Source organism: Maribacter sp. R86514, assembly GCF_044597005.1.
Classification (GTDB): Bacteria; Bacteroidota; Bacteroidia; order Flavobacteriales; family Flavobacteriaceae; genus Maribacter.
In genome coordinates this window covers 2,237,033-2,257,436 of sequence record NZ_CP138999.1, presented here as the reverse complement: position 1 = coordinate 2,257,436, position 20,404 = coordinate 2,237,033, and the positions used below count along the sequence as shown (strand labels likewise).

The 20,404-nt window shown below is 34.6% G+C and carries 21 protein-coding genes and 1 other RNA gene; 10 read left to right on the top strand and 12 right to left on the bottom strand.

The window, feature by feature from the left end; genetic code table 11:
• Positions 1–246 precede the first annotated feature (246 nt).
• From SJY30_RS09865 to SJY30_RS09855, 3 genes are all read right to left on the bottom strand, one after another.
• Positions 247–453 carry a hypothetical protein gene (locus SJY30_RS09865; protein ID WP_396632052.1) on the bottom strand — a complete coding sequence of 69 codons (207 nt, stop codon included), beginning with the start codon at positions 451–453 and terminating at the stop codon, positions 247–249.
• Between the two features lie 284 nt (positions 454–737).
• Complete coding sequence (locus SJY30_RS09860) at positions 738–914, bottom strand: hypothetical protein (protein ID WP_396632051.1); 177 nt, start codon at positions 912–914, stop codon at positions 738–740.
• Between the two features lie 396 nt (positions 915–1,310).
• Complete coding sequence (locus SJY30_RS09855; protein ID WP_396632050.1) at positions 1,311–1,541, bottom strand: hypothetical protein; 231 nt, start codon at positions 1,539–1,541, stop codon at positions 1,311–1,313.
• A 292-nt stretch (positions 1,542–1,833) separates the two neighbouring features.
• Here SJY30_RS09855 and SJY30_RS09850 point away from each other — a divergent pair, with 292 nt between their 5' ends.
• Positions 1,834–2,238, top strand: coding sequence for a two-component system response regulator (locus SJY30_RS09850; RefSeq protein WP_396632049.1), 405 nt, complete (start codon positions 1,834–1,836; stop codon positions 2,236–2,238).
• 150 nt (positions 2,239–2,388) lie between these two features.
• Here the strand turns inward: SJY30_RS09850 and ssrA are convergent.
• Positions 2,389–2,788, bottom strand: a transfer-messenger RNA (tmRNA) gene (gene ssrA / locus SJY30_RS09845).
• Between the two features lie 175 nt (positions 2,789–2,963).
• Between ssrA and SJY30_RS09840 the strand changes: the two genes are divergently transcribed.
• Positions 2,964–4,160, top strand: coding sequence for an NAD(P)-dependent oxidoreductase (locus tag SJY30_RS09840; RefSeq protein ID WP_396632048.1), 1,197 nt, complete (start codon positions 2,964–2,966; stop codon positions 4,158–4,160).
• 472 nt (positions 4,161–4,632) lie between these two features.
• Here the strand turns inward: SJY30_RS09840 and SJY30_RS09835 are convergent, their stop codons facing one another.
• Positions 4,633–5,541 carry a phospholipase A gene (locus SJY30_RS09835; protein WP_396632047.1) on the bottom strand — a complete coding sequence of 303 codons (909 nt, stop codon included), beginning with the start codon at positions 5,539–5,541 and terminating at the stop codon, positions 4,633–4,635.
• A gap of 49 nt (positions 5,542–5,590) precedes the next feature.
• Positions 5,591–6,235: a DUF1361 domain-containing protein gene (locus SJY30_RS09830; RefSeq protein WP_396632046.1), complete on the bottom strand. Its 645-nt coding sequence runs from the start codon at positions 6,233–6,235 to the stop codon at positions 5,591–5,593.
• Positions 6,236–6,370: 135 nt separating this feature from the next.
• Between SJY30_RS09830 and SJY30_RS09825 the strand changes: the two genes are divergently transcribed.
• Positions 6,371–6,751 carry a DUF1801 domain-containing protein gene (locus SJY30_RS09825; protein WP_396632045.1) on the top strand — a complete coding sequence of 127 codons (381 nt, stop codon included), beginning with the start codon at positions 6,371–6,373 and terminating at the stop codon, positions 6,749–6,751.
• A 30-nt stretch (positions 6,752–6,781) separates the two neighbouring features.
• Here the strand turns inward: SJY30_RS09825 and SJY30_RS09820 are convergent, their stop codons facing one another.
• The gene (locus SJY30_RS09820) at positions 6,782–7,252 is read right to left on the bottom strand and encodes a hypothetical protein (protein WP_396632044.1); all 471 of its coding nucleotides are present in this window, start codon (positions 7,250–7,252) and stop codon (positions 6,782–6,784) included.
• A 37-nt stretch (positions 7,253–7,289) separates the two neighbouring features.
• Positions 7,290–8,108 carry a 3-deoxy-8-phosphooctulonate synthase gene (gene kdsA, locus SJY30_RS09815; RefSeq protein WP_396632043.1) on the bottom strand — a complete coding sequence of 273 codons (819 nt, stop codon included), beginning with the start codon at positions 8,106–8,108 and terminating at the stop codon, positions 7,290–7,292.
• Between the two features lie 83 nt (positions 8,109–8,191).
• Here kdsA and SJY30_RS09810 point away from each other — a divergent pair, with 83 nt between their 5' ends.
• The 6 genes from SJY30_RS09810 to SJY30_RS09785 all read left to right on the top strand — a co-directional run bounded on the left by SJY30_RS09810 (position 8,192) and on the right by SJY30_RS09785 (position 13,957).
• Positions 8,192–8,758 carry a hypothetical protein gene (locus tag SJY30_RS09810; protein ID WP_396632042.1) on the top strand — a complete coding sequence of 189 codons (567 nt, stop codon included), beginning with the start codon at positions 8,192–8,194 and terminating at the stop codon, positions 8,756–8,758.
• A gap of 89 nt (positions 8,759–8,847) precedes the next feature.
• Positions 8,848–9,432 (top strand): hypothetical protein, encoded by a 585-nt coding sequence (locus SJY30_RS09805; RefSeq protein ID WP_396632041.1) that lies wholly within the window; start codon positions 8,848–8,850, stop codon positions 9,430–9,432.
• A gap of 52 nt (positions 9,433–9,484) precedes the next feature.
• Positions 9,485–10,030, top strand: a complete 546-nt coding sequence (locus SJY30_RS09800) for a hypothetical protein (RefSeq protein ID WP_396632040.1) — start codon at positions 9,485–9,487, stop codon at positions 10,028–10,030.
• Positions 10,031–10,136: 106 nt separating this feature from the next.
• Positions 10,137–11,939 carry a translational GTPase TypA gene (gene typA / locus SJY30_RS09795; RefSeq protein WP_036152395.1) on the top strand — a complete coding sequence of 601 codons (1,803 nt, stop codon included), beginning with the start codon at positions 10,137–10,139 and terminating at the stop codon, positions 11,937–11,939.
• Between the two features lie 295 nt (positions 11,940–12,234).
• Entirely contained in the window at positions 12,235–13,023 is a 789-nt protein-coding gene (locus SJY30_RS09790; protein ID WP_396632039.1) for an SDR family NAD(P)-dependent oxidoreductase, read from the top strand.
• Between the two features lie 34 nt (positions 13,024–13,057).
• Positions 13,058–13,957, top strand: a complete 900-nt coding sequence (locus SJY30_RS09785; protein WP_396632038.1) for a hypothetical protein — start codon at positions 13,058–13,060, stop codon at positions 13,955–13,957.
• Positions 13,958–14,055: 98 nt separating this feature from the next.
• Here SJY30_RS09785 and SJY30_RS09780 read toward each other — a convergent pair whose 3' ends face one another.
• From SJY30_RS09780 to SJY30_RS09765, 4 genes are all read right to left on the bottom strand, one after another.
• Positions 14,056–15,606 carry a hypothetical protein gene (locus SJY30_RS09780; RefSeq protein WP_396632037.1) on the bottom strand — a complete coding sequence of 517 codons (1,551 nt, stop codon included), beginning with the start codon at positions 15,604–15,606 and terminating at the stop codon, positions 14,056–14,058.
• Between the two features lie 97 nt (positions 15,607–15,703).
• Positions 15,704–16,456, bottom strand: a complete 753-nt coding sequence (ppgK, locus tag SJY30_RS09775; RefSeq protein ID WP_396632036.1) for a polyphosphate--glucose phosphotransferase — start codon at positions 16,454–16,456, stop codon at positions 15,704–15,706.
• Between the two features lie 136 nt (positions 16,457–16,592).
• A complete protein-coding gene (locus SJY30_RS09770; protein WP_396632035.1) occupies positions 16,593–16,898 on the bottom strand; it encodes a hypothetical protein in 306 nt (101 codons plus the stop codon).
• Between the two features lie 281 nt (positions 16,899–17,179).
• Entirely contained in the window at positions 17,180–18,658 is a 1,479-nt protein-coding gene (locus tag SJY30_RS09765) for a helix-turn-helix domain-containing protein (protein ID WP_396632034.1), read from the bottom strand.
• Positions 18,659–18,785: 127 nt separating this feature from the next.
• Between SJY30_RS09765 and aceB the strand changes: the two genes are divergently transcribed.
• Positions 18,786–20,384: a malate synthase A gene (gene aceB, locus SJY30_RS09760; protein WP_396632033.1), complete on the top strand. Its 1,599-nt coding sequence runs from the start codon at positions 18,786–18,788 to the stop codon at positions 20,382–20,384.
• Positions 20,385–20,404 lie beyond the last annotated feature (20 nt).

Below are 20,404 nucleotides of genomic sequence, written 5' to 3'. Positions count from 1 at the left end.
AATAATATAGGTGTATCCTCTTAGGGTTTAAGATTTAAATGATAATTGTTTGTTTAATTAATTATGTAACCTGAAGGGTTATAGAAAAGATAGGTTTACCCTTACTGTGAAATAGTAATAAGAGCAGGAGAATTGCTTTTTAAATATGAGTGTAGTTAGATTTTATCTAACTGTCTATGTGGTAAAATAAAGATTTATCGGTTAGCTAAAACCAAATAAAATCTATAATTAGTCTAGTGTAATTAATTAATTGCTAACGGCAACTATCTTATCACTGCTCGTTACTTCAAAATTATTATTATCTGAAGTATTTTTTGTAATTACTTTTTCAGCGTTTTCTCTTACTACATATTCTGAAACAAGATCATAGTCCTTCCCGCAAGAAGATAAACTTAATAGAAAAACAACAGCTGCTAAAGGGACGAAAAAGGTTTTGGTAGGGTATAATTTCATGTAGTTGGTGGTAAAAATTATCTCGCTATTTTATTAGCGCATTTCGAAAATATTTAAACTTTATTCATTAACGACGAAAAGTTGGTTTTATTCGATGAAATGCACACAAATGTTATTAACACCCTTTGTTAATAACAACTGTCGGTATATTTATTAACGTATTAACTTATATGTTATGTAAGAATAAGTGATATTTTAACAAAAAATTAAAAACCAAGCCCTTCATTTTCGTTGCTTCTCTAGTTCCCCCGATTTCGATAGGCAATTTCCATGAAGGGCTTGGTCTAAAAAATATTCAATGACTTTAAAACGTCGGTAGTTTTTTGATGCCCTCTTTTATGATGAAGTTTAATAATGTGTAATAGTTCAGATTCGGTTAGTTCATAGTTTGTCTTCAGTGTTTTAATTTTTCGCTCTCCCATAAGTGCTAAAATTTGAAGTTCCTCTTTTTGTCTCTGCATTTTTTTCCAGTTTAGATCCGCCCTCTTGTGGGGGAGGACGGATTTTTACAACTAACAACTAACTCAAATCACTGTTCTAAATACTGGTATAAAACTATAGGAAGTCAACTTTCTGAACAATACCCACTAAAGGGGATATTCTATATTAATATGCTAAGTATTTGAATTTCTATAAAAGTTGAATTCTAATTAACTTTTTTTTCAGCAGGTTTAAAAAATACAAAGAATTTAAACTTACCTTGATGTTTAGATAAACTTGACCTTAATAAATGAATGCATCTTTGCATTGAGTTTAGAATAAGTTTGAGTTAGTTGAATAACCGGTACATCCTCATAGTGTATCGGTTTTTTTATACTCAAAATTGTAGGTATACTAAAGTCAAAAATTCGTGTAGATTAAAGTTGAACTTTAATTTCATTGATTTTAAAAACCTGGGTTCTAAGAAGATTTTGAAAAATACGAACTATTTTTTCTTGATTCTTTTCAGGAATACGACCGCCAATAATCCAGTTTTTTTTAACGTACTTGGTGCTTTCCAAATCAAACTCTGACTTTAACAGTTGTAAAGCTTCCTCACGAGTTTCGTCGTTCATTTTACTGAACATTTGTCTTATATTTTCGGTCATTGGTGGTTATGGTCGTTTTCAAAAATAAATAAAAAAGTGTGTTATCAAAGTAATTACGATAATTAGATAGGTGTTAGTTGAAAATATAATTATATGGTTTTAACTAATATCTAGATTTTAATGGGTGCGTAGCCCAATAGATATTAAGATTAAAGACTATTCGTAATACCCTTATTTTAATTTTGAATCTACTTTTCCTTTAATTTTAAAAATTTCTTTGATATATTATTTGTAAGTATTATCTTGTTAATATTATGTTATGAGTTTGTTGAATTAATAAAAATCCCCTTTTATGAAATTAGACACAGTTTGTATTATAGATGACGACCCAATTTGTGTTTATGGAACAAAAATTCTTTTGAATCATAACAATTTCGTGAGCGCTAATATTTTAATTTATGAAGATGGTTATGAAGCTTTGAACAGTTTAACCTCTTTGTTAAAAAGTGGACAGCAACTGCCTGACATTATTTTACTGGATTTAAATATGCCTGTAATGAACGGTTGGGAGTTTTTAGATAAATTTCAAGAATTAGATTTTCAGAAAAAACCTCAGGTTTTTATAGTTAGTTCTCATTTTGGTAAAGCGGAGATTGAAAAAGGTAGAAGTTATGATATGGTTCGCGATTTTATTTCTAAACCTTTAATAGCCAAAAAGCTTACAGATATTATTTCTATGAGTAAGTCGGTAATTTAATGCATATGATTTAGGTACTTATGGAGTCGTAGATGACCAATCACTATTGAAAGTAATTTTAGACCTTTATAGAAAAGTTAAAGTATTTGCAAAGACCTTCGAATTCAAATAAGTATAACGAAAAAAACCACCCAAAAGGTGGTTTTTTATTAGTGGAGCCGGAGGGATTCGAACCCTCGTCCAAACAAGCAATTAAAATGCTTTCTACATGCTTAGAATCTGATTAATTTTCGATGTGCACCTGACCAGAAACCGCCCAATACACACTTATCTTCTTAAGATTTTGGTGGTGTCGCCAAAGCGAGCGGACACCCTTATGTTGACTTTTCTGGTGCTCCTATAAGAATCGCCATCAACAAGGGCTATTCAGGAACATCTCGCTTCCCTACCTTGTAGGGACGAGGCTAATCTTACTATAATTCAGATTAAGCGGCAAGAGCGTAATTATTTTCGCCAATTAAAAGTGTGAAAAATGAGATTAACGAGCTGTTTCCCAGCGCTCGACATGCTTACATTCCAACTGGTCTCGCTGTCAAAACCGGTCGGCCCAATATGTAAAAGAACTTTTTATTATAAATAATAGCTACATCAAATCAATCGACTTCAACTATTAAATAGCGGGCAGCAAAGCTAACAAAACTTTACGATACCATATAATTTTTATTTTGACCTAAGCCAAGTGTTTCTAATTGCATAATTTAGTGCAATATTTATACCAAACCCATATGAAGTTCGGAATCATAAGAGAACGCAAGAATCCTCCAGATAAGCGTGTAGTATTATCACCAAAAGCATGTCAAAAAGTCTTAAGTACATATACTAAGGCTCAAATTATTGTAGAACCTTCCCCAATTAGGGCTTATGCAGATACGGATTATCAAGATTTAGGTATCACGGTTGCAGATAAAATGAATGATTGTGAGGTGTTATTGGGAGTTAAGGAAGTGCCTATTGATGCGTTGATTCCGAATAAAAAATACTTTTTCTTTTCGCACACCATAAAAAAACAACCTTATAATAGAGACTTGCTTCGTGCTATTTTAGAGAAGAATATAGAATTGTACGACCATGAGGTTATTACCAATAAACAAGAACAACGCGTTGTTGCTTTTGGTAGATATGCAGGTATTGTTGGGGCGTATAACGGATTTCGTGCATACGGACTCAAATACAATAGTTTTCAGTTGCCAAAGGCTAACGATCTGCCGAATCAGCAGGCTTTAATCGATGAATTAAAAAAACTAAAATTACCTAATATAAAGGTACTTCTTACTGGCAGGGGTAGAGTAGGAAATGGTTCTAGAGAGATGTTAGATGGTATGGGTATGCGTAGGGTAAATGTTACCGAGTATTTAGAAGATACTTTTAATGAACCGGTATATTGTCAAATAGATGCTGGTGAATACAATAAACGAAAAGACGGAGTTCGTGGCAATAAAGCCAATTTCTTCGCTCACCCAGAAGAGTATAAATCGAACTTTTTTAGGTTTGCCAAGGTAACCGATTTCTACATAGCCGGTCATTTTTATGGTCAAGGTGCTCCTTATTTATTTACTAGGGAAGATGCTAAACATGAAGATTTCAACATAAAGGTTGTTGCCGATATCAGTTGTGATATTGACGGCCCCGTTGCTTCTACTATCAAACCTTCTACTATTGCTGATCCTATTTATGGTTATAACCCGGTAACGGAGACCGAGACAGATTTCAAAAATGCTGACGCAATTGCGGTCATGGCGGTAGATAATTTACCGTGCGAATTGCCTAGAGATGCCAGTGAAGGTTTTGGAGAAGCTTTCATTAAAAATGTTATCCCGGCTTTTTTTAACAACGATAAAGATGGCGTTCTCAAAAGAGCTAGAATGACCCAAAACGGTAAACTTACCGATAGGTATAAGTATTTGGAGGACTATGTCTCATGATTACAATAGTTGTAAAATCCACATTTATTATAAATTACACACAATGTTAAGTAATTGTTAAATAAATATTATATTGCGCACTTGTAATAAAAAAGTGACATGAGATTTAATTGGATTTTAAACGATACCGCCGACGATAAATTACATAAATTATGCGTTGATATCGAATATAAATTGAGACCTAAAATTGTTAAATTTCTGATATTGAATTTTGATTTTATAGACTGTTGTACAGATTTTTCATGCTTTCATTTCAATGTTGATCTTTGCACCAATACGGTAACTGTAGATGAACAAACACCATCTTTTTATAGAGAGGCGATAACCTTAAGGTTCGAACAGGAAATAAAAATCCATTTACCTTGAACTAACTTATTATACAATTTAAAACAGGTACTTTGGCTTAATTACTTATGTCAGGTTTAAGGTACATTTAAAATTAAAGTAATTTTGGTTAAACACTTTGTCTGTTTTAGTTGATCAATGATACTCCAATACCAAAAGTAGTTTGCCTATGGTTGTAGTCAATTAGGGTCTCGCCATAGCCATCGAACAATTGAAAGTGGCCGTTGAAATTTTTATAAATTGGAAAAGACCAATTTATTTGTAAACTACCACGGCTTTTGTCTCCCAAATTTAGAGAGTGTCTGGCAATAGCTCTAAAGCGCTGTCTGCCCCAGTCATAGGTGATATCGGCTTCGCCACGGCCTATATAGTCAGATATATTTTCGTTGTCATCAATCTTACTTCCAATCCTAATCCAAGGTTTAAGCATTACCTGCCAGTTGCCTTTTTCAAATCCTGCATGGAAAGCAATACGATTCCAACTTCTAGAAATAGGGTCTGATTGTCCGTTAGATTCATGTATGACTGCGGCTCCGATCATTTTAGCGTCGAAACCGAGTATTTTAAATTGAATGGGAAAGTTGGCAATAATTTCAGGCTGATAATTTAATTCGCGAAATGGTCTTGAACGCTCTGTATTATAAATTTGCCAATAGGCCCTTTGCGAATAACCCATCCATAAATCCATTTTACCATCGAACATACCATGAAAGATTTTGGTTTTTAGGCTGATCTGAAATTTTGATTCTACAGCATTTAGTTTATTCGGTTCATTCAGAACTTTTGTTGAATTTTCTGCAACAGGAAATTCATTGGGGTTGGTGGAAAATTTTACCGCTGTTATATAAATGGGTTTATATGACGTAAGAATGAACGTACCGCGTTGGTGTTCATCATCTAACTCCCATAATTCACTTAAACTTTTACTGTTCTTGAAATACCAATTTTGGTCATCATTGCCTTGAGAGAAAACATACTGACCTGTAAATATCTGTGTTAATAATAATATTGTTATAATAAATGATTGCCTGCCCATGGTTTCGATTAATTTTCAAAAATAGACAATAAGCAATAGAATGGTATATTTATCTTTCTCCTCTAAGATAGGGTTTTAATACCCAAAAAGATACCCAAATGAATGCCCCAAAGCCAATAATCCATAACCACGCATTCCAGAGCAATAATGATTTAAAAATGCATTGCATTAGTAGTTGTGGTCTAGCGACAATATCCCAGGAGTTAAAACGTAAAAAGCGACCTAAAAAAATTCCAAATCCGCTCAATAGGGAAATTCCCAGTAGCATCATATTAGCTAAAAGGGGATGGTTATGTTTACGCAAATAGGAAAACACGTCTATCATAGATAAGACACCTAGTAGCAAACCGCTAAGGGCAAAAATGAACAATATGAGCATATCTAACCAAATAGTTGCAGCGGAATTGTCTAAATGAATAAGGTCAGTTATAATATATGGACTGTTAGGTAAAAATATCAACCATATAAAAAATAGCGAATAGCGTAATATTTTAGATTGTCCCAATCGTACATTGGCAACTAACCGCCTTGAGATAAAAAGAGGAATTGCAGCCAAGAATAAATTCCAGAACATAAATAGGAATTCGGTTGAACCTGATATGTAAATTCTATAAGCCAACAACACACCAGCCAAGGTAGTGAGCTGTATAATTCTATTTTGATAGATAGAATTTCTGTTAATTATTATATTCATGGTATTGAGCGATTTGGGGTCTGTTCAATAACGACTTTGATAATAAAATTATTGTAAGAAAAATCTTATTTATTTTTGATTGGAATCCGTTATGACATAGGTTGCTAATGAGGTATTAATTTGTATTTTTAGGTTATGAACTCTGCAGAGAATTATATTTTCAATCAACCAGAACCTTATAAAAGTATTTTAATGCATTTGCAAATGATGATTGAAACAACTTTGCCAGAGGTTGAACTGAAATTTAAATGGAATATACCTTGTTTTTACGTTGGGAAATCGCCCATTTGTTATTTAAATGCATCGCGCAAAAAGCAGTTTGTTGACATTGCTTTTTGGAACTCGGCACACTTAACAAAACATTTGAACGTACTAATTTCTGAAAATAGAAAAGTAGTACGTTCATTGCGTTATACTACCCTTGAAGATATTGATAACGATATTTTAATTGATGTATTAAAAGATGCTTACTCCGTTCGTAAAAATGGGTTTTACAAGCAGAAAGATTTACTTTGATAGTAAGTAACTGTATTAAGTGCGATTTGTTTAATTTAACTTCTTTAGTTTTTGAAGTCTGTTATTTAAATCTGTTGATAATTCTAACTGTAATTCTGAAGTCGGGATAAAAACAGTATCGAGTTTTCCTTCTTTATTTTGGATTATTTTTTTGGAATATTCTATTTCAAAATTCATTTGAGAATGCTGCGGGTTTTTGCTGGAAAATTCAACCTTATAAATTTTCCCTACCGATATACCATCTAGCCAACTTCCAATGGAACTTCCAAAATATTCTATTCCGTTATATTCAAATTTATACTTATAGCTATTTTTACTTGCTTTTTTATAAACAGAGGTTGAATTATATATTTCACCGTAAGATTCCGTTAAGTTTTGTTCAATATCTTTCTCTTCACTAATATTCTTTAAAAGGGCCCATAAGGCAATAGGGATTAGGGCTATCCAATAATAATCCCTAATTACTTGTACAGTTTTTTCGAACGTCCCAAACCAATTCAAACTAGATTAAATTTATGATAATACATATAATTACTATCTAAAACTGATTAACAACTGCTCTCAACGCTACTAAATCTGTCAATAGTTTTTTCATTAATCCTAAATCCAGCATGTTGGCTCCATCACTCTTTGCATTGGCACAATCAAAATGAGTTTCTATAAAAAGTCCGTCAACACCTGCGGCAACACCTGCACGTGCCATAGTACCAATCATTGCTGGTCTACCACCTGTTACACCAGAAGTTTGATTAGGCTGTTGTAACGAATGTGTTACATCTAAAACTACAGGTGCATATTGTTTCATAGTGGGTACACCTCTAAAATCTACAATCATATCTTGGTAACCGAACATGGTACCACGATCAGTAATAATAGCTTGCTCATTACCAGTTTCGGTAACTTTATTTACGGCATGCTTCATACTCTCAGGACTCATAAATTGTCCTTTTTTGATGTTGACTGTTTTTCCTGTTTGTGCGGTAGCAACGACTAAATCTGTTTGGCGTGCTAAAAATGCAGGTATCTGTAATACGTCTACATACTCTGCAGCCATTGCAGCATCTTGCTCTGTATGTATATCTGTTACTGTGGGTACTTTAAAAGTTTCAGAAACTTTTCTTAGAATTTTTAATGCCTTTTCATCTCCAATACCTGTAAATGAATCCAAACGACTACGATTTGCCTTCTTGAAACTGCCTTTAAATACATAAGGTATTTTAAGCTCATCGGTAATAGTAATAATATGCTCTGCAATACGCATCGCCATATCTTCACCTTCAATGGCACATGGTCCTGAAAGTAGAAAAAAGTTATTACTGTCCGTATGTTTTATTTGGGGTATTAGGGATAGGTTCATTCGTCGAATATTTTTAAACAAAGATACTATTTTAAGAAGCTTACTGTTCTATTAAGATAAGATTGTCGAATCCCCAAATCGAAATGAAAATCAAACAGTTTCTTATTTTAATATTACTGATATGTTTTGCTGGTAATATTCATGCTCAGTTTGGTAAAAACTGTGAACTTAGGCAGGTGAAAATCAATCTAATTAATCCCGGTCTTGAATATGAAATGGCTTTGGGCACCAATACTACCCTTGATATAAAGGCAGGAATTCAAGTTGCTTTAGACCCATTATTGCTAGATGTCTATAGTGAATTTGGAGTTTTTCCTGCAATAGCTGGTCAATATCGGTACTACTATAATTTTGAAAAACGTCAGCGTAAAAGAAAACAGATTTATGGCAATTCTGCTAATTATGTGGCACCTGCTGTAGCAGTATTCTTTCCCGGTTCACGAACCATTGCCAATGAAAATGTTGAAGGGGCTTTCGGTTATGCCGGATTGGTGACTGGTATACAACGTAGTTTTGATTCTGGATTCAACTTTTCTGTAGATGTAGGTGCAGCTTATTATGACGGACAATTTGAAGGCGGAATTTATCCAGTAGCTAATTTGAGCATCGGGTTTATCATAAGTGAAAAGCGCTGGTGTGTAGGTCGTTAATTACGTAAGTATTTTCTTAATATTTCATTAAATCTAGTGATTACGTTTTTAGAAACATGTAGTTTTAGTTGCAACATCAATCAAACTACATGAAAAAAATTACGGTAATTCTTCTGTTTTTAACCGTCACGGCAACGCAAGCTCAGATTAGGGATTTTTCTGAAAAAGGTAACGGACTCGTAAATCTTGAGCGACATCAATTTACAATTAATCTTCTGGGACCCGGTATTCGATATGAATTAGGTCTTTTTAAAAATGTAAGCGCATCAACTAGTTTTACTCCAGCTTTTGCTCGCTACCAAGAGGGCTATGCTTTGGGCTATGCGTGGCATACCAGAATCAGGTATTACCATAATTTTCAAGAACGCTTAGATATTAATAAAAATGTAGTTGGTAACTCTGCAAATTATATTGGCCCTGCGCGTAGTATATTTTGGGAACCTGTGCAGTTTGTTGATAATATCTCTGATGGAAATATTGATTATGCCTTTGCTTTCTATGGTGGAGTATATGGTATACAGCGTACCAATAGAAAAGGTTTTAATATAAACGCAGAAATAGGTTATGGTTATTTTGACTCAAAAACTTTGGATAGTGGACATGGCTTTTTGCTGAATGTTAATTTTGGTTGGGTAGCAGCAAAACGAAAATCTAGAAAACCTACGTTTGATTAATGTGGTCTGATATTTGATACATACTCCGAATAAATTCTGACCATATACTATCATGAAAAAAATCACCTTTTTATCCGTTATTCTTTTGTCCGCTTTCTATGCGAATGCACAATCCAGGAAATTAGTGGAAGACGGACTCTTCAAAATTAACTTGTTGGCGCCAGGTGTATCTTATGAATTAGGAGTCGCAGATAAAACTACATTGAACTTAGAGGCATTTTTAGGTTTTGCACTTAATGGAGGTTCAGATAGGGAGACCAGTTTTGGACTTTACCCTGGTCTAGAGGCAGACGTTAGGCAATACGTTAATTTTAATAGAAGATTACAGAAAGGAAAGAATATATCTGGCAATACGGGTAACTACGTTGCATTTTTAAATCAGCTTCAATTTGGCACGCCAATTATAGGTGATTTGGGATATGCTTCTGACTACTTTTATAACGCGGCGATCGTTTATGGTATGCAGCGTACGTACGAAAAGGGATTTTATTGGGGATTGGCTTTTGGACCAAGTATTTTTTCCGATGAGTTTTATGTAGATGCGGGCATTTTAATAGATATAAGACTAGGTTGGGTGATCGGTGGTAGAAAAAAGTAGTCTAGGCTTATAGAACTCTCTCAAAATCAATAAGATAAAAATAACATAAGTTTAAGTGTGGCTATTATTATTTAAAGTATCTTTGCACGCTTAAATAAGACCTTTTATGTCCACTACTACAAAAAATATTGCGATCATTGCGCACGTTGACCACGGTAAAACGACCTTGGTAGACAAAATAATGTACCACTGTAGCTTGTTTCGTGAAAACGAGAATACAGGTGATTTAATTTTGGATAATAACGACTTGGAAAGAGAACGTGGTATTACCATTACTTCTAAGAACGTTTCCGTTATATATAAGGACACGAAAATAAATATTATCGATACTCCTGGTCACGCCGATTTTGGTGGTGAAGTTGAGCGTGTATTGAATATGGCAGATGGTGTTTTGTTGTTGGTAGATGCTTTCGAGGGTCCTATGCCACAAACACGTTTTGTATTGCAAAAAGCAATCGATCTTGGTTTAAAGCCTTGTTTGGTAATCAATAAAGTAGATAAGGAAAACTGTACTCCAGAAGAAGTACATGAAAAAGTTTTCGATTTGATGTTCGAGCTAGGTGCTGAAGAGTGGCAGTTAGATTTCCCTACAGTATATGGTTCTGCAAAGAACAACTGGATGAGTACAGATTGGCAGAATGAAACTGAAAACATTGAGCCATTATTGGATATGGTAATTGAGCATATTCCAACTTTTGAACCAAAAGAAGGAAATACTCAAATGTTGATTACCTCTTTAGATTTCTCTTCATTTACTGGTAGAATAGCTATTGGAAGATTACAAAGAGGAACTTTGAAAGAAAATCAGCAAATTTCTTTGGTAAAACGCGATGGTTCTATCGTGAAATCAAAAATCAAGGAATTATATGTTTTTGAAGGTCTTGGTCGTAAGAAAGTTGAAGAAGTTGAAACTGGTGATATTTGTGCCTTAGTTGGTGTGGAAGGATTTGAGATCGGTGATACCGTTGCTGATATTGAAAACCCAGAAGCATTGAAAACTATTGCAATTGACGAACCTACAATGAGTATGTTGTTTACCATTAACGATAGTCCGTTCTTTGGTAAGGATGGTAAATTCGTTACTTCTCGTCATATCAACGATAGACTTCAAAAAGAATTGGAAAAGAACTTGGCGTTACGTGTAAACGAAACGGATAGTGCAGATAAATTTTTAGTATTCGGTCGTGGTGTATTGCACCTTTCAGTTTTAATTGAAACAATGCGTCGTGAAGGATACGAATTACAAATTGGTCAGCCACAGGTTATCATCAAAGAAATAGATGGTGTTAAATGTGAGCCAGTTGAAGCATTGACAATAGATTTACCAGAAGCTGTTTCTGGTAAAGCTGTTGAGATGGTTTCTATGCGTAAAGGTGAAATGACCAGTATGGAAGCTAAAGGTGAGCGTATGATTTGTGAGTTTATAATCCCTTCTAGAGGTATTATAGGTCTTCGTAACCAATTGTTGACCGCTACTGCTGGTGAGGCTATTATGGCACACCGTTTCTTAGAGTATCAACCAATGAAAGGAGATATTCCACAAAGACAAAATGGTTCTTTAGTTTCTATGGAAACAGGAAAAGCAATTCCTTATTCTATAGATAAATTACAAGATCGTGGTAAGTTCTTTGTTGATCCAGGTGAAGATATTTACGAAGGTCAAGTTATTGGTGAAAACTCTCGTGGAGATGATATGACCGTTAACATTACAAAGACTAAAAAATTATCTAACGTTCGTTCTTCTGGTGCTGATGATAAAGCTAAGATTGTTCCTGCAATTAAGTTTTCTTTGGAAGAAGCATTGGAATATATTCAGAAAGATGAGTACGTTGAGGTTACTCCTAAGTTTTTGCGTTTACGTAAAATCTATTTGACGGAGAATGATCGTAAGCGTAATAAAATAGCATAAGTACTAAAGCTCCTTCATTAGGAGCTTTTTTTTTGCTTTTAGATATAGAAACCACCTATTTAGGTGGTTTTTTTGTTTGTAGTGCTCTCAAGTTCATTTGAAAGTAAAATCTTTAAAGTCTTTACTGGGTTGATATAATGTTAATTAGTGCCATCGTACTAAGAAATATGCAAAAAATTATGATAGATTTTCCTACTTTCTTAATAATGCATTCATCCTGCATTTTTCTTCGTTTCTACATAGAATTTTATCTAATTTAAAGTAGAATTTAATCACAACTCAAACTAACATTATTATGCAACTAAAAGGGAAAAATGTGCTCATTACCGGAGGTACTAGGGGTATTGGAAAATGCATGGTCCAACAGCTCATCAAAGAAGGAGTCACTAATATTGCGATCATTGCACGGGACAAAAAGAATCTAAAAGATTTATCACTTTCATATCCAGAGGTAAATTTTATTCGCATTGCTGGTGATATAGCTAATATTCAGGTTTTACGCGATGCTGCCGCACGTATAGAAGATGAATGGGGTTATTTAGATATATTGATAAATAATGCGGGTATTGTGGCTGCTGGTCCTTTAGAAGATATACAAGATGAAGATCTCTATGATCAGGTTGCTGTAAACCTTACCGCTGTAATGTTATTGACCAAGTACTGTATTCCGCTTTTAAAATTTTCTGAAGATGCATATATTTTAAATATTTCATCTGGACTAGGATTAATAGGTATGCCTTTCTATGCAGTCTACGGAAGCACCAAAGCAGCTATACGTCAGTTTTCAGACTCTATGAGAAGGGAATTGGCGCCTTTTAAAGTATCGGTTACCTGTGCTTTTCCTACAGCTACAGATACTGAGATGATGCAGAAATTTAAAGGTAGAAAGATGGATGCTCCGGAGTATGTTGCAGAGCGGTCACTTGAAGGATTATTTAATAAAGAGATTCAAGTTATTTTTGGAGGTGAAGAACGACTGAAGGAAAATACCTTGAATTTTGAAGCACCTGCAGAATTGGATAAGAAGGTTGCCGAGAATTATGAGGAACGTAAAATGGCCAGTTTAGATCATAAAGCCGTATAATCTATACTGGGAAATTAATAAACGGCGAACAACTATGAAACTACTTTACAAACTATCACTATTATTAGTACTTGCAGTTATTGTATCCTGTAAAGAAACTCCTAAAAAAACAAATGAAACCGCTAAAGAAGTGGTTGCTGAAACTAATGTAATTGCTTACCCTGATTCTTGGGTGTCTTCTAGAGTTTCAAAAGCAAAAGAAAGACTAAATAGCACTGAAGCAGGAAAAGTTATTTGGAATGCTATGGAAGCACATGGCGGATTGGATACTTGGTATGCTAACGGACCAATTACCTTTCGTTTCAATTATCAGCCTTTAGATGGCAAAACTGCTAGAGATAGTTACCAAACAGTAGATACATGGAGCAATAGATCTGTACATACAAGCGCGACGGATAGTTCTGCGAAATTTGGTTGGACAGGTGAACAAGCCTGGGTAAAAACTAAGGACAGTACAGCATTTGCTTATGATACAAAGTTCTGGGCCTTGACACCATTATGGTTTGTTGGGCATCCTTTTGTGTTAAGTGGGGAAGGGGTTAACTTGGAATTGTTAAAGCCTACAACCTTTAAAGGTCAAGATTACAATGCTGTAAAGGTTACGTTTGCTGCCGGTACCGGTGATGCGCCAGATGACTATTACATTTTGTATGTTAATAAAGAGACGAATAAAATAGCGGTTATGAGATATATTGTTTCTTACCCAGAGTATTTTAAAGATGGCGGTCATGCCCCAGAAAAATTCACTGAATTTGTTGGTGAGCAAACTGTAGATGGTATTACCATGCCGGGCGGATTTAAAACGTACTGGACGGACAAAGACGATCAACCAGGTGACTACATTACTAGAATTGATTTCACAGAGGTTTCTTTTGAATCAGATTTACCAAAAGACTTTTTTGATGTTCCTGAGGGGGCAAAAATTTTAGAGTAATAGCTTTAAAATCTAAATGTCTATTAAAGCACAAAAAAATGGTGTATCTAAAAATACTTTTTAGATACACCATTTATATTTTAAATATGCTTTAAAATTTACTCAGCTGCGCAAGCATCATATGCTTGGCTGTAAGCTAAAAGGCCTTCTTTGGTGTTTTTGTATTCGTTGGCCGTAATTTTAGTTTTGACCGCTTCACATTCGGTACTCAAGGATGCTAGTTTTTTATTGAAGCCAAAAACAAAATCTTTGCTCATTGTAGAGATACCGTCCTCGGTATTGGTATACTTTATAACATATTCTTTACCCATATGTTCGTACAGTGATACCTTGCTTCCTTGGTAAATTGCCTTGGCAAATTTTGGAGCGTTCGTTTTATCACTGGCAACTGAAGATGCAAAATTTACAACTTCGTAAATATCACCTGTAGTTAATACAATTTGTTTACTGTCTGTTGCAGCAACTTCGTTTGCTTTGTTATTTTCGTCTAACATTTGTATTGCTGCGCTCGCCTTTGTCAATTCGTCAACAGCTACAGTTGTTTGTATGGTATCGTTTGTAGATGTTATTAAAAATGCAACTGCCTTCTCAGATTCTTCAGCTGGATCATCTGCATATACAATCTCTACATCTGGCTCGTTAGAAAGGTCTTCGGTAACCACTTCAAAATGCCTTGTGGAGATTTCGTTTATGGTAAAATCATTAATTAAATCTTCTGCACTTCTATTCAGTCGCTTTCCATCTTTTTTGTCATATTCGTTTGCGGTAAGCAAATCGGCATATTTCTTTACTTTTTCTGGTAAATCTAAATTCAGATAAATTTTTGCAATGTTATAGTAACTGGCATAGCGTACTTTTTTATGTTGCTTGTCATCTTCATTATATCTTGTAACAACATCATTAAAATATTCGATCCATGGTTGTACTTCTATTAAAAGATCATCAACTGGTTGATCGTACTGCATTTTTGAGAATATGGCTTTTAACGCTGATGAAGCTTCTTGATGATTAGCAAATTCTGGATGTTTTTTTGTTGCAATTATCCAAAAATGTTGTGCTTGGTTAGAAGTTACTGGAACATAACCGTATCTATAATTGATTTTGCTATTTGTTTGGTTGACCATGCTATTGCGATGCTTATTACGATATTTATCTCTAATGCTGTAGCGATTATTATTGTAGAAAGCACTGGCCTTAGAATACGTCTTATGGCCTGTGCTAACATAATTGTCGTCTTCAGATAGGCTAAAAGAAGAATTTTCTCCAGAGTCGGCATTGCTAATTGAAACGGTCGCTGAAGAAGAATAACTACAAAGTACGTCATACGTATACGTTGTTTTAGTTACATTACCGTCTTTGTCTTTTTCCTCGTGTTTATTTTTTTTAATATCAACTTCGCCTATTTGTGTTCCATGAAAATTGAATCTAAAATCTAGCGTACCATTTTTTGCTACTCTAGAAAATCCTTCTAAAAAAATGTTACGGCTACTAGAGGTAAATGTTCTTTTTGAATCATCTACGATAGGTATTGTAGGGAGGTCTACAAATGAAGTTCTAAAGTATTCGCGATCTAAATTTGCTCTCTGTGCCAAGATTTTGGTGGTGGTAAGGCAGCAGATAATTACAAATAAACTAAGTGTTTTTTTCATTTTGGTTATTTTGGTTGGTTTAGGTAATATGTTGAACAACAAATAATATACTTTGTTTTAAAGCCTATTAAAAGCGTGATTTTTGAATGCGTGAATTCTACTTATGATCAAGTGATTTATATTGCGTAGCCACGGCTGCGCCAATAATACCTGCGTGATTTTGAAGTTTTGCTGGTATGACTTTGGTGTCGATTTTAATTTTAGATTTAAACTCATCAAAATCTTTTGATGCACCGCCACCAAGAATAATCAAGTCTGGTGAAACTATTAATTCAACATACTCTAAAAAAGTATTGAATCTTTTTCCCCATTTTTTATAGGATAGGCCTTCACGATCTTTAGCTGATCCAGCTGCCCATTTCTCAATTTTAGAATACTTTTTGTAAGGAATCTGCCCTAATTCAAAATTAGGGATCAATCTACCATCTAAAAAGGCACCACTGCCTAAACCGGTGCCAATAGTTATCATAACAACAAATCCTTTTTCACCTTTTCCGGTGCCAAAGTTCATGGTGGCATACCCAGCAGCATCTGCATCGTTAATAACCGTAAAATCCAGTCCGGTTTTTTTTTCTAACAATTTTTCGACATTTACACCTAGCCAACTTTTATCCAAGTTTCCTGTGGCTTTGCAAACGCCATTCTTGATAATGGTAGGAAAACCACAGCCAACTTTACCCTTGTAGTCGAAATGTGCTACAATTTGGGCAATTACATCGGTCATTGCTTCTGGGGTTCTAGGTATGGGAGTGGGTATTCTAAAACGTTCGGAAATCATTTCTCCGGTTTCAGAATTAACTAACGCTCCTTTAATTCCAGAACCACCTACATCAATACCTAGTAAAGTCATTTTATATTTTGTTATGAATTACAAAGAAACGAAAAAGATTCGGCTCTTTGAAGTGAGATTATATTTGTCGATTTTCAGACCTTTTTCCGTTCGTTAAAGACATAAAAAAAGGACCTTTTAAGGTCCTTGATGTTTTTTATATTGGCATGAGCAAGCCGGTAATCGTGCTTACTTGAATTTCTTCATCATCTTCATCCATTTCAGAATCTACCGTGAAAGTTATAGAGAACTGTCTGCCAACAAATTTTTGACCATTTAGGTCATATTCCGCTATTACTTCACTAGTTACATTATTGAATTCCGTTTTGTAACCTTCGCCATCAGAAAATACATAAGCGCCATCGATATAGCCCTCGTAAGTTCCGTTCATGGTACTCGTCTCTTGTCCAAAAGTAGTTAAAGAAGAAACTGCTACGAACAATACAATTAAAAGTGATTTCATTTTTTTTCTTGTTAAGTTAATTATCGATTTTTTTGTTCGGTTTTCAGGCTTTTTTATAGCTAGAAAAGTTGATACAAATGAAATCTAATTAGTTGAATAACGATTAATTTTATCATTTTATTATGATAGTTTTTTTAAATCATAAAAAGCGGTAAGTCAGGTGGTTATTTTAATAACAACAAAACAAAAAATGTTTATATGTAACTATGCACCATTTAAGATAAACTTGCTAGTATTAAAACGTATGCTGCTTTTAGATAAAAAATATTCTTGCTATGTTTTTAAGATTTAAACTTTGTCTGCAATTCTTCTACAATAGATTCTACCTTTTTATTTTTGTCGATTCGGTCTAAAACAACGGCAGAATTTTGACGTTCCTTGCAATTTTTAATAGCACACCGCTCACACGTAACGCCCACTTTTTGAGACTTAAATTTTGGATCGTTCAAAAATTTAATTTTACGTGCTAGCTGTTTATTCATGAGCAGCCCTATACTAATGCTTCTAAACTGATTATCCTTAAAAGGATCTTTGGTTGCGGAAGAGAAAACAATGTAGTTATTGTCTTCACCATCATATTCAGATATTTGACAATCGAATTCATGGTCTTTCTGGCTCATTTTAATATCGTTCAATACTTTTAACGACACCCACCGACGGCAGTAATGCTCATTGGTTTCATTTGCTCTGGGCAAATGTTGATGAGATAGGTGTAGCTCTTTTTTAAGATGGTATTTTGTACTGCCTAATCTATGGGTAAAACGGAGAAAGAATAAGTTCTGAATGTTGAAGGAGTTCGGTAAAATATTAGTGAGTCGCTGATAAACAGATTCTGGTGAGGCGTTAAAACCGTTAATGAGTGCTAAGAATTTGTTGGGCTCAAAAGTTTCTTTTGAAAAAACCGCTTCAATTTTAGGTACAAGAAGAGTTTTAGGTATAACCAATGCACCCGCAAAGTAAGAGGCGTAAAAGTTATTTAAGACCTGATCAAAATTTTCGAATTTTATCCATGGAAAAGAATATAACCGATCAGTATAGGCTAAAAAGTTATAGGCAATTTCTTTAGCATAAATGAAAGCACGTTGTGGCTCGTTAATATCTGCGGAAAGTAACAGCGTTTTGGTTTCAGGAACAAATAAAGATCTTAGATTCTCTAAGGCTTCGTATTTTTTTATTTCCCCATTATTGATAGTATAACCATATTCCTCAATTAGTATTTCCTCTAAATCTTTTGAAGAAAGCGTTTTGGATAAATCTATATGATAGGCCCTGGCAAATTTTAAAACTTGCTGTTCAATATCATCAAAGTAATTGTTATTGGCCTCTTGGTAAGAACGTAAAGATGCCAAGAAAAAACTTTCTCTACTAAAACTATAGTGCTGTGCTATTTCTATAATGGTGCTTATAAAGGCATTTACCTTAGCAGGTGCCGTAGCCACAATATCTATTAGGTCGCTTTCTTTTATGCCAAACAGCTCTAGCGGAATCTCCTTTAAAATTTTTGAACGAAGCAAATCTCCAATAGGTGCCAGGTTTTTATCAAGCTTTAAAGAGACCATTTGATCATATGGTACATCTAATTTTTCTGATAGTAAAATGATCTTATCTGGCTTCGGATATTTTTTTCCTTTCTCAATTTCGTTTAAATACGATTTAGAAAGTCCGCAAATTTTTGACAAACCAAATAGCGACAAATTTTTATCTGTTCGTATTTGCCTCAGTTTTAAGCCGAAAATGAGTTTAATATATTCTTGTTCCATATCTAGACTTTAAAGATACTATTTTTTGCGTACAACGTAAAAAAAGTGAATTTTATCTATTTAGCGAACGTTCGCTTGTTTTGTAAAATATTTTGTTCTATCATTGTGTCAACAAAAACTTTTAATAATGGAAAACACGATTTTAAAACATCCAAAAATTCAGTTCGCAAATCAGGTACGTCATTACTATCCTGAGATTCTAACAGACAGTGCTTTAGAATTCCTTACAGCGCTTCATGAGAACTTTAACGAGAAAAGATTAGAATTACTTAAAAACCGTGAAGTCCAGCAAGAAGTCTTTGATAGTGGTCAGTTCCCTCATTTTCCTAAAGAGACCAAAACCATACGGGAAGGAGTTTGGACCGCAGGAAACATACCTGAAGATTTGCAGGATAGAAGGGTAGAAATTACCGGGCCGGTAGATCGTAAGATGATTATCAATGCTTTAAATTCCGGAGCCAAAACCTTTATGGCAGATTTGGAGGATAGCAATTCACCAAGTTGGAAAAATAGTATTGAAGGACAGCAAAATTTGATGGACGCCAATACGAAAACCATTAGTTTAACAGATACTAAAAGAGGGAAATCATACCAATTAAAGGGTGAAACAGCAGTGCTTTTGGTAAGACCACGAGGTTTGCATCTAAATGAAAGACACTTGTTGATCAATGATGAAGAGGCTTCTGGTAGTTTGGTAGATTTTGGACTTTACGTTTTTCATAATACCAAAACTATGATGGCCAACGGTACGGCACCTTATTTCTATCTGCCTAAATTAGAGCATTATACAGAAGCGCGTTGGTGGAATGAGGTTTTTGAATTTGCCCAGGAGTATTTGAGTGTGCCAAAAGGTACTTTTAAAGCTACTGTTTTGGTAGAGACAATAACAGCAAGCTTTCAATTAGACGAAATTATTTTTGAATTGAAAGATCATATCGTTGGGTTGAATTGTGGTCGTTGGGACTATATATTCTCCTATATTAAAAAGTTTAGAAATCACCCAGGGTTCGTGGTACCTAATAGGGATCAGGTAACTATGACCTCTCCGTTTATGGATGCCTATGCAAAATTGGTGGTTCAAAGATGCCATAAGCGTGGCATACTGGCTATTGGTGGTATGGCGGCTCAAATTCCGATCAAGAACGATGACAAGGCAAATGCCGAAGCGTTGGAGAAGGTTAGAAAAGATAAAGAACGCGAAGTTCAAAACGGTCATGATGGTACTTGGGTGGCTCACCCAGCCTTGGTAGAGGTTGCTATGAACGAGTTTAATAAACACATGCCAACACCTAACCAGATGCATGTATTGCGTGAAGATGTAAATGTTACGGAGCAAGATTTAGTTGAAATACCTAGAGGTACTATTACGGAAGCCGGAATTAGAAAAAACATCAATGTAGGTATTTTATATACAGAAGCATGGTTGAGAGGACATGGTGCGGTGGCATTGTATAATTTAATGGAAGATGCCGCTACGGCAGAAATATCTAGAACCCAAGTATGGCAGTGGTTGAAGAATGAAGTTATTCTTGCCGATGGGCGTCAATTGAATAAAGGTCTCTATATGGAAATATTCGATGATGAGGTAGAAAAACTTATTACCGAAGTTGGTGAGGGTAATTTGAAGAACACCAAATTTGAACTGGCGATACAACTTTTCGATCAGTTGGTGGTTACAGATAATTTTGAGGAATTCTTAACCTTACCAGCCTATAAATTCATTTAATAAAAACGATCCTGCCATTG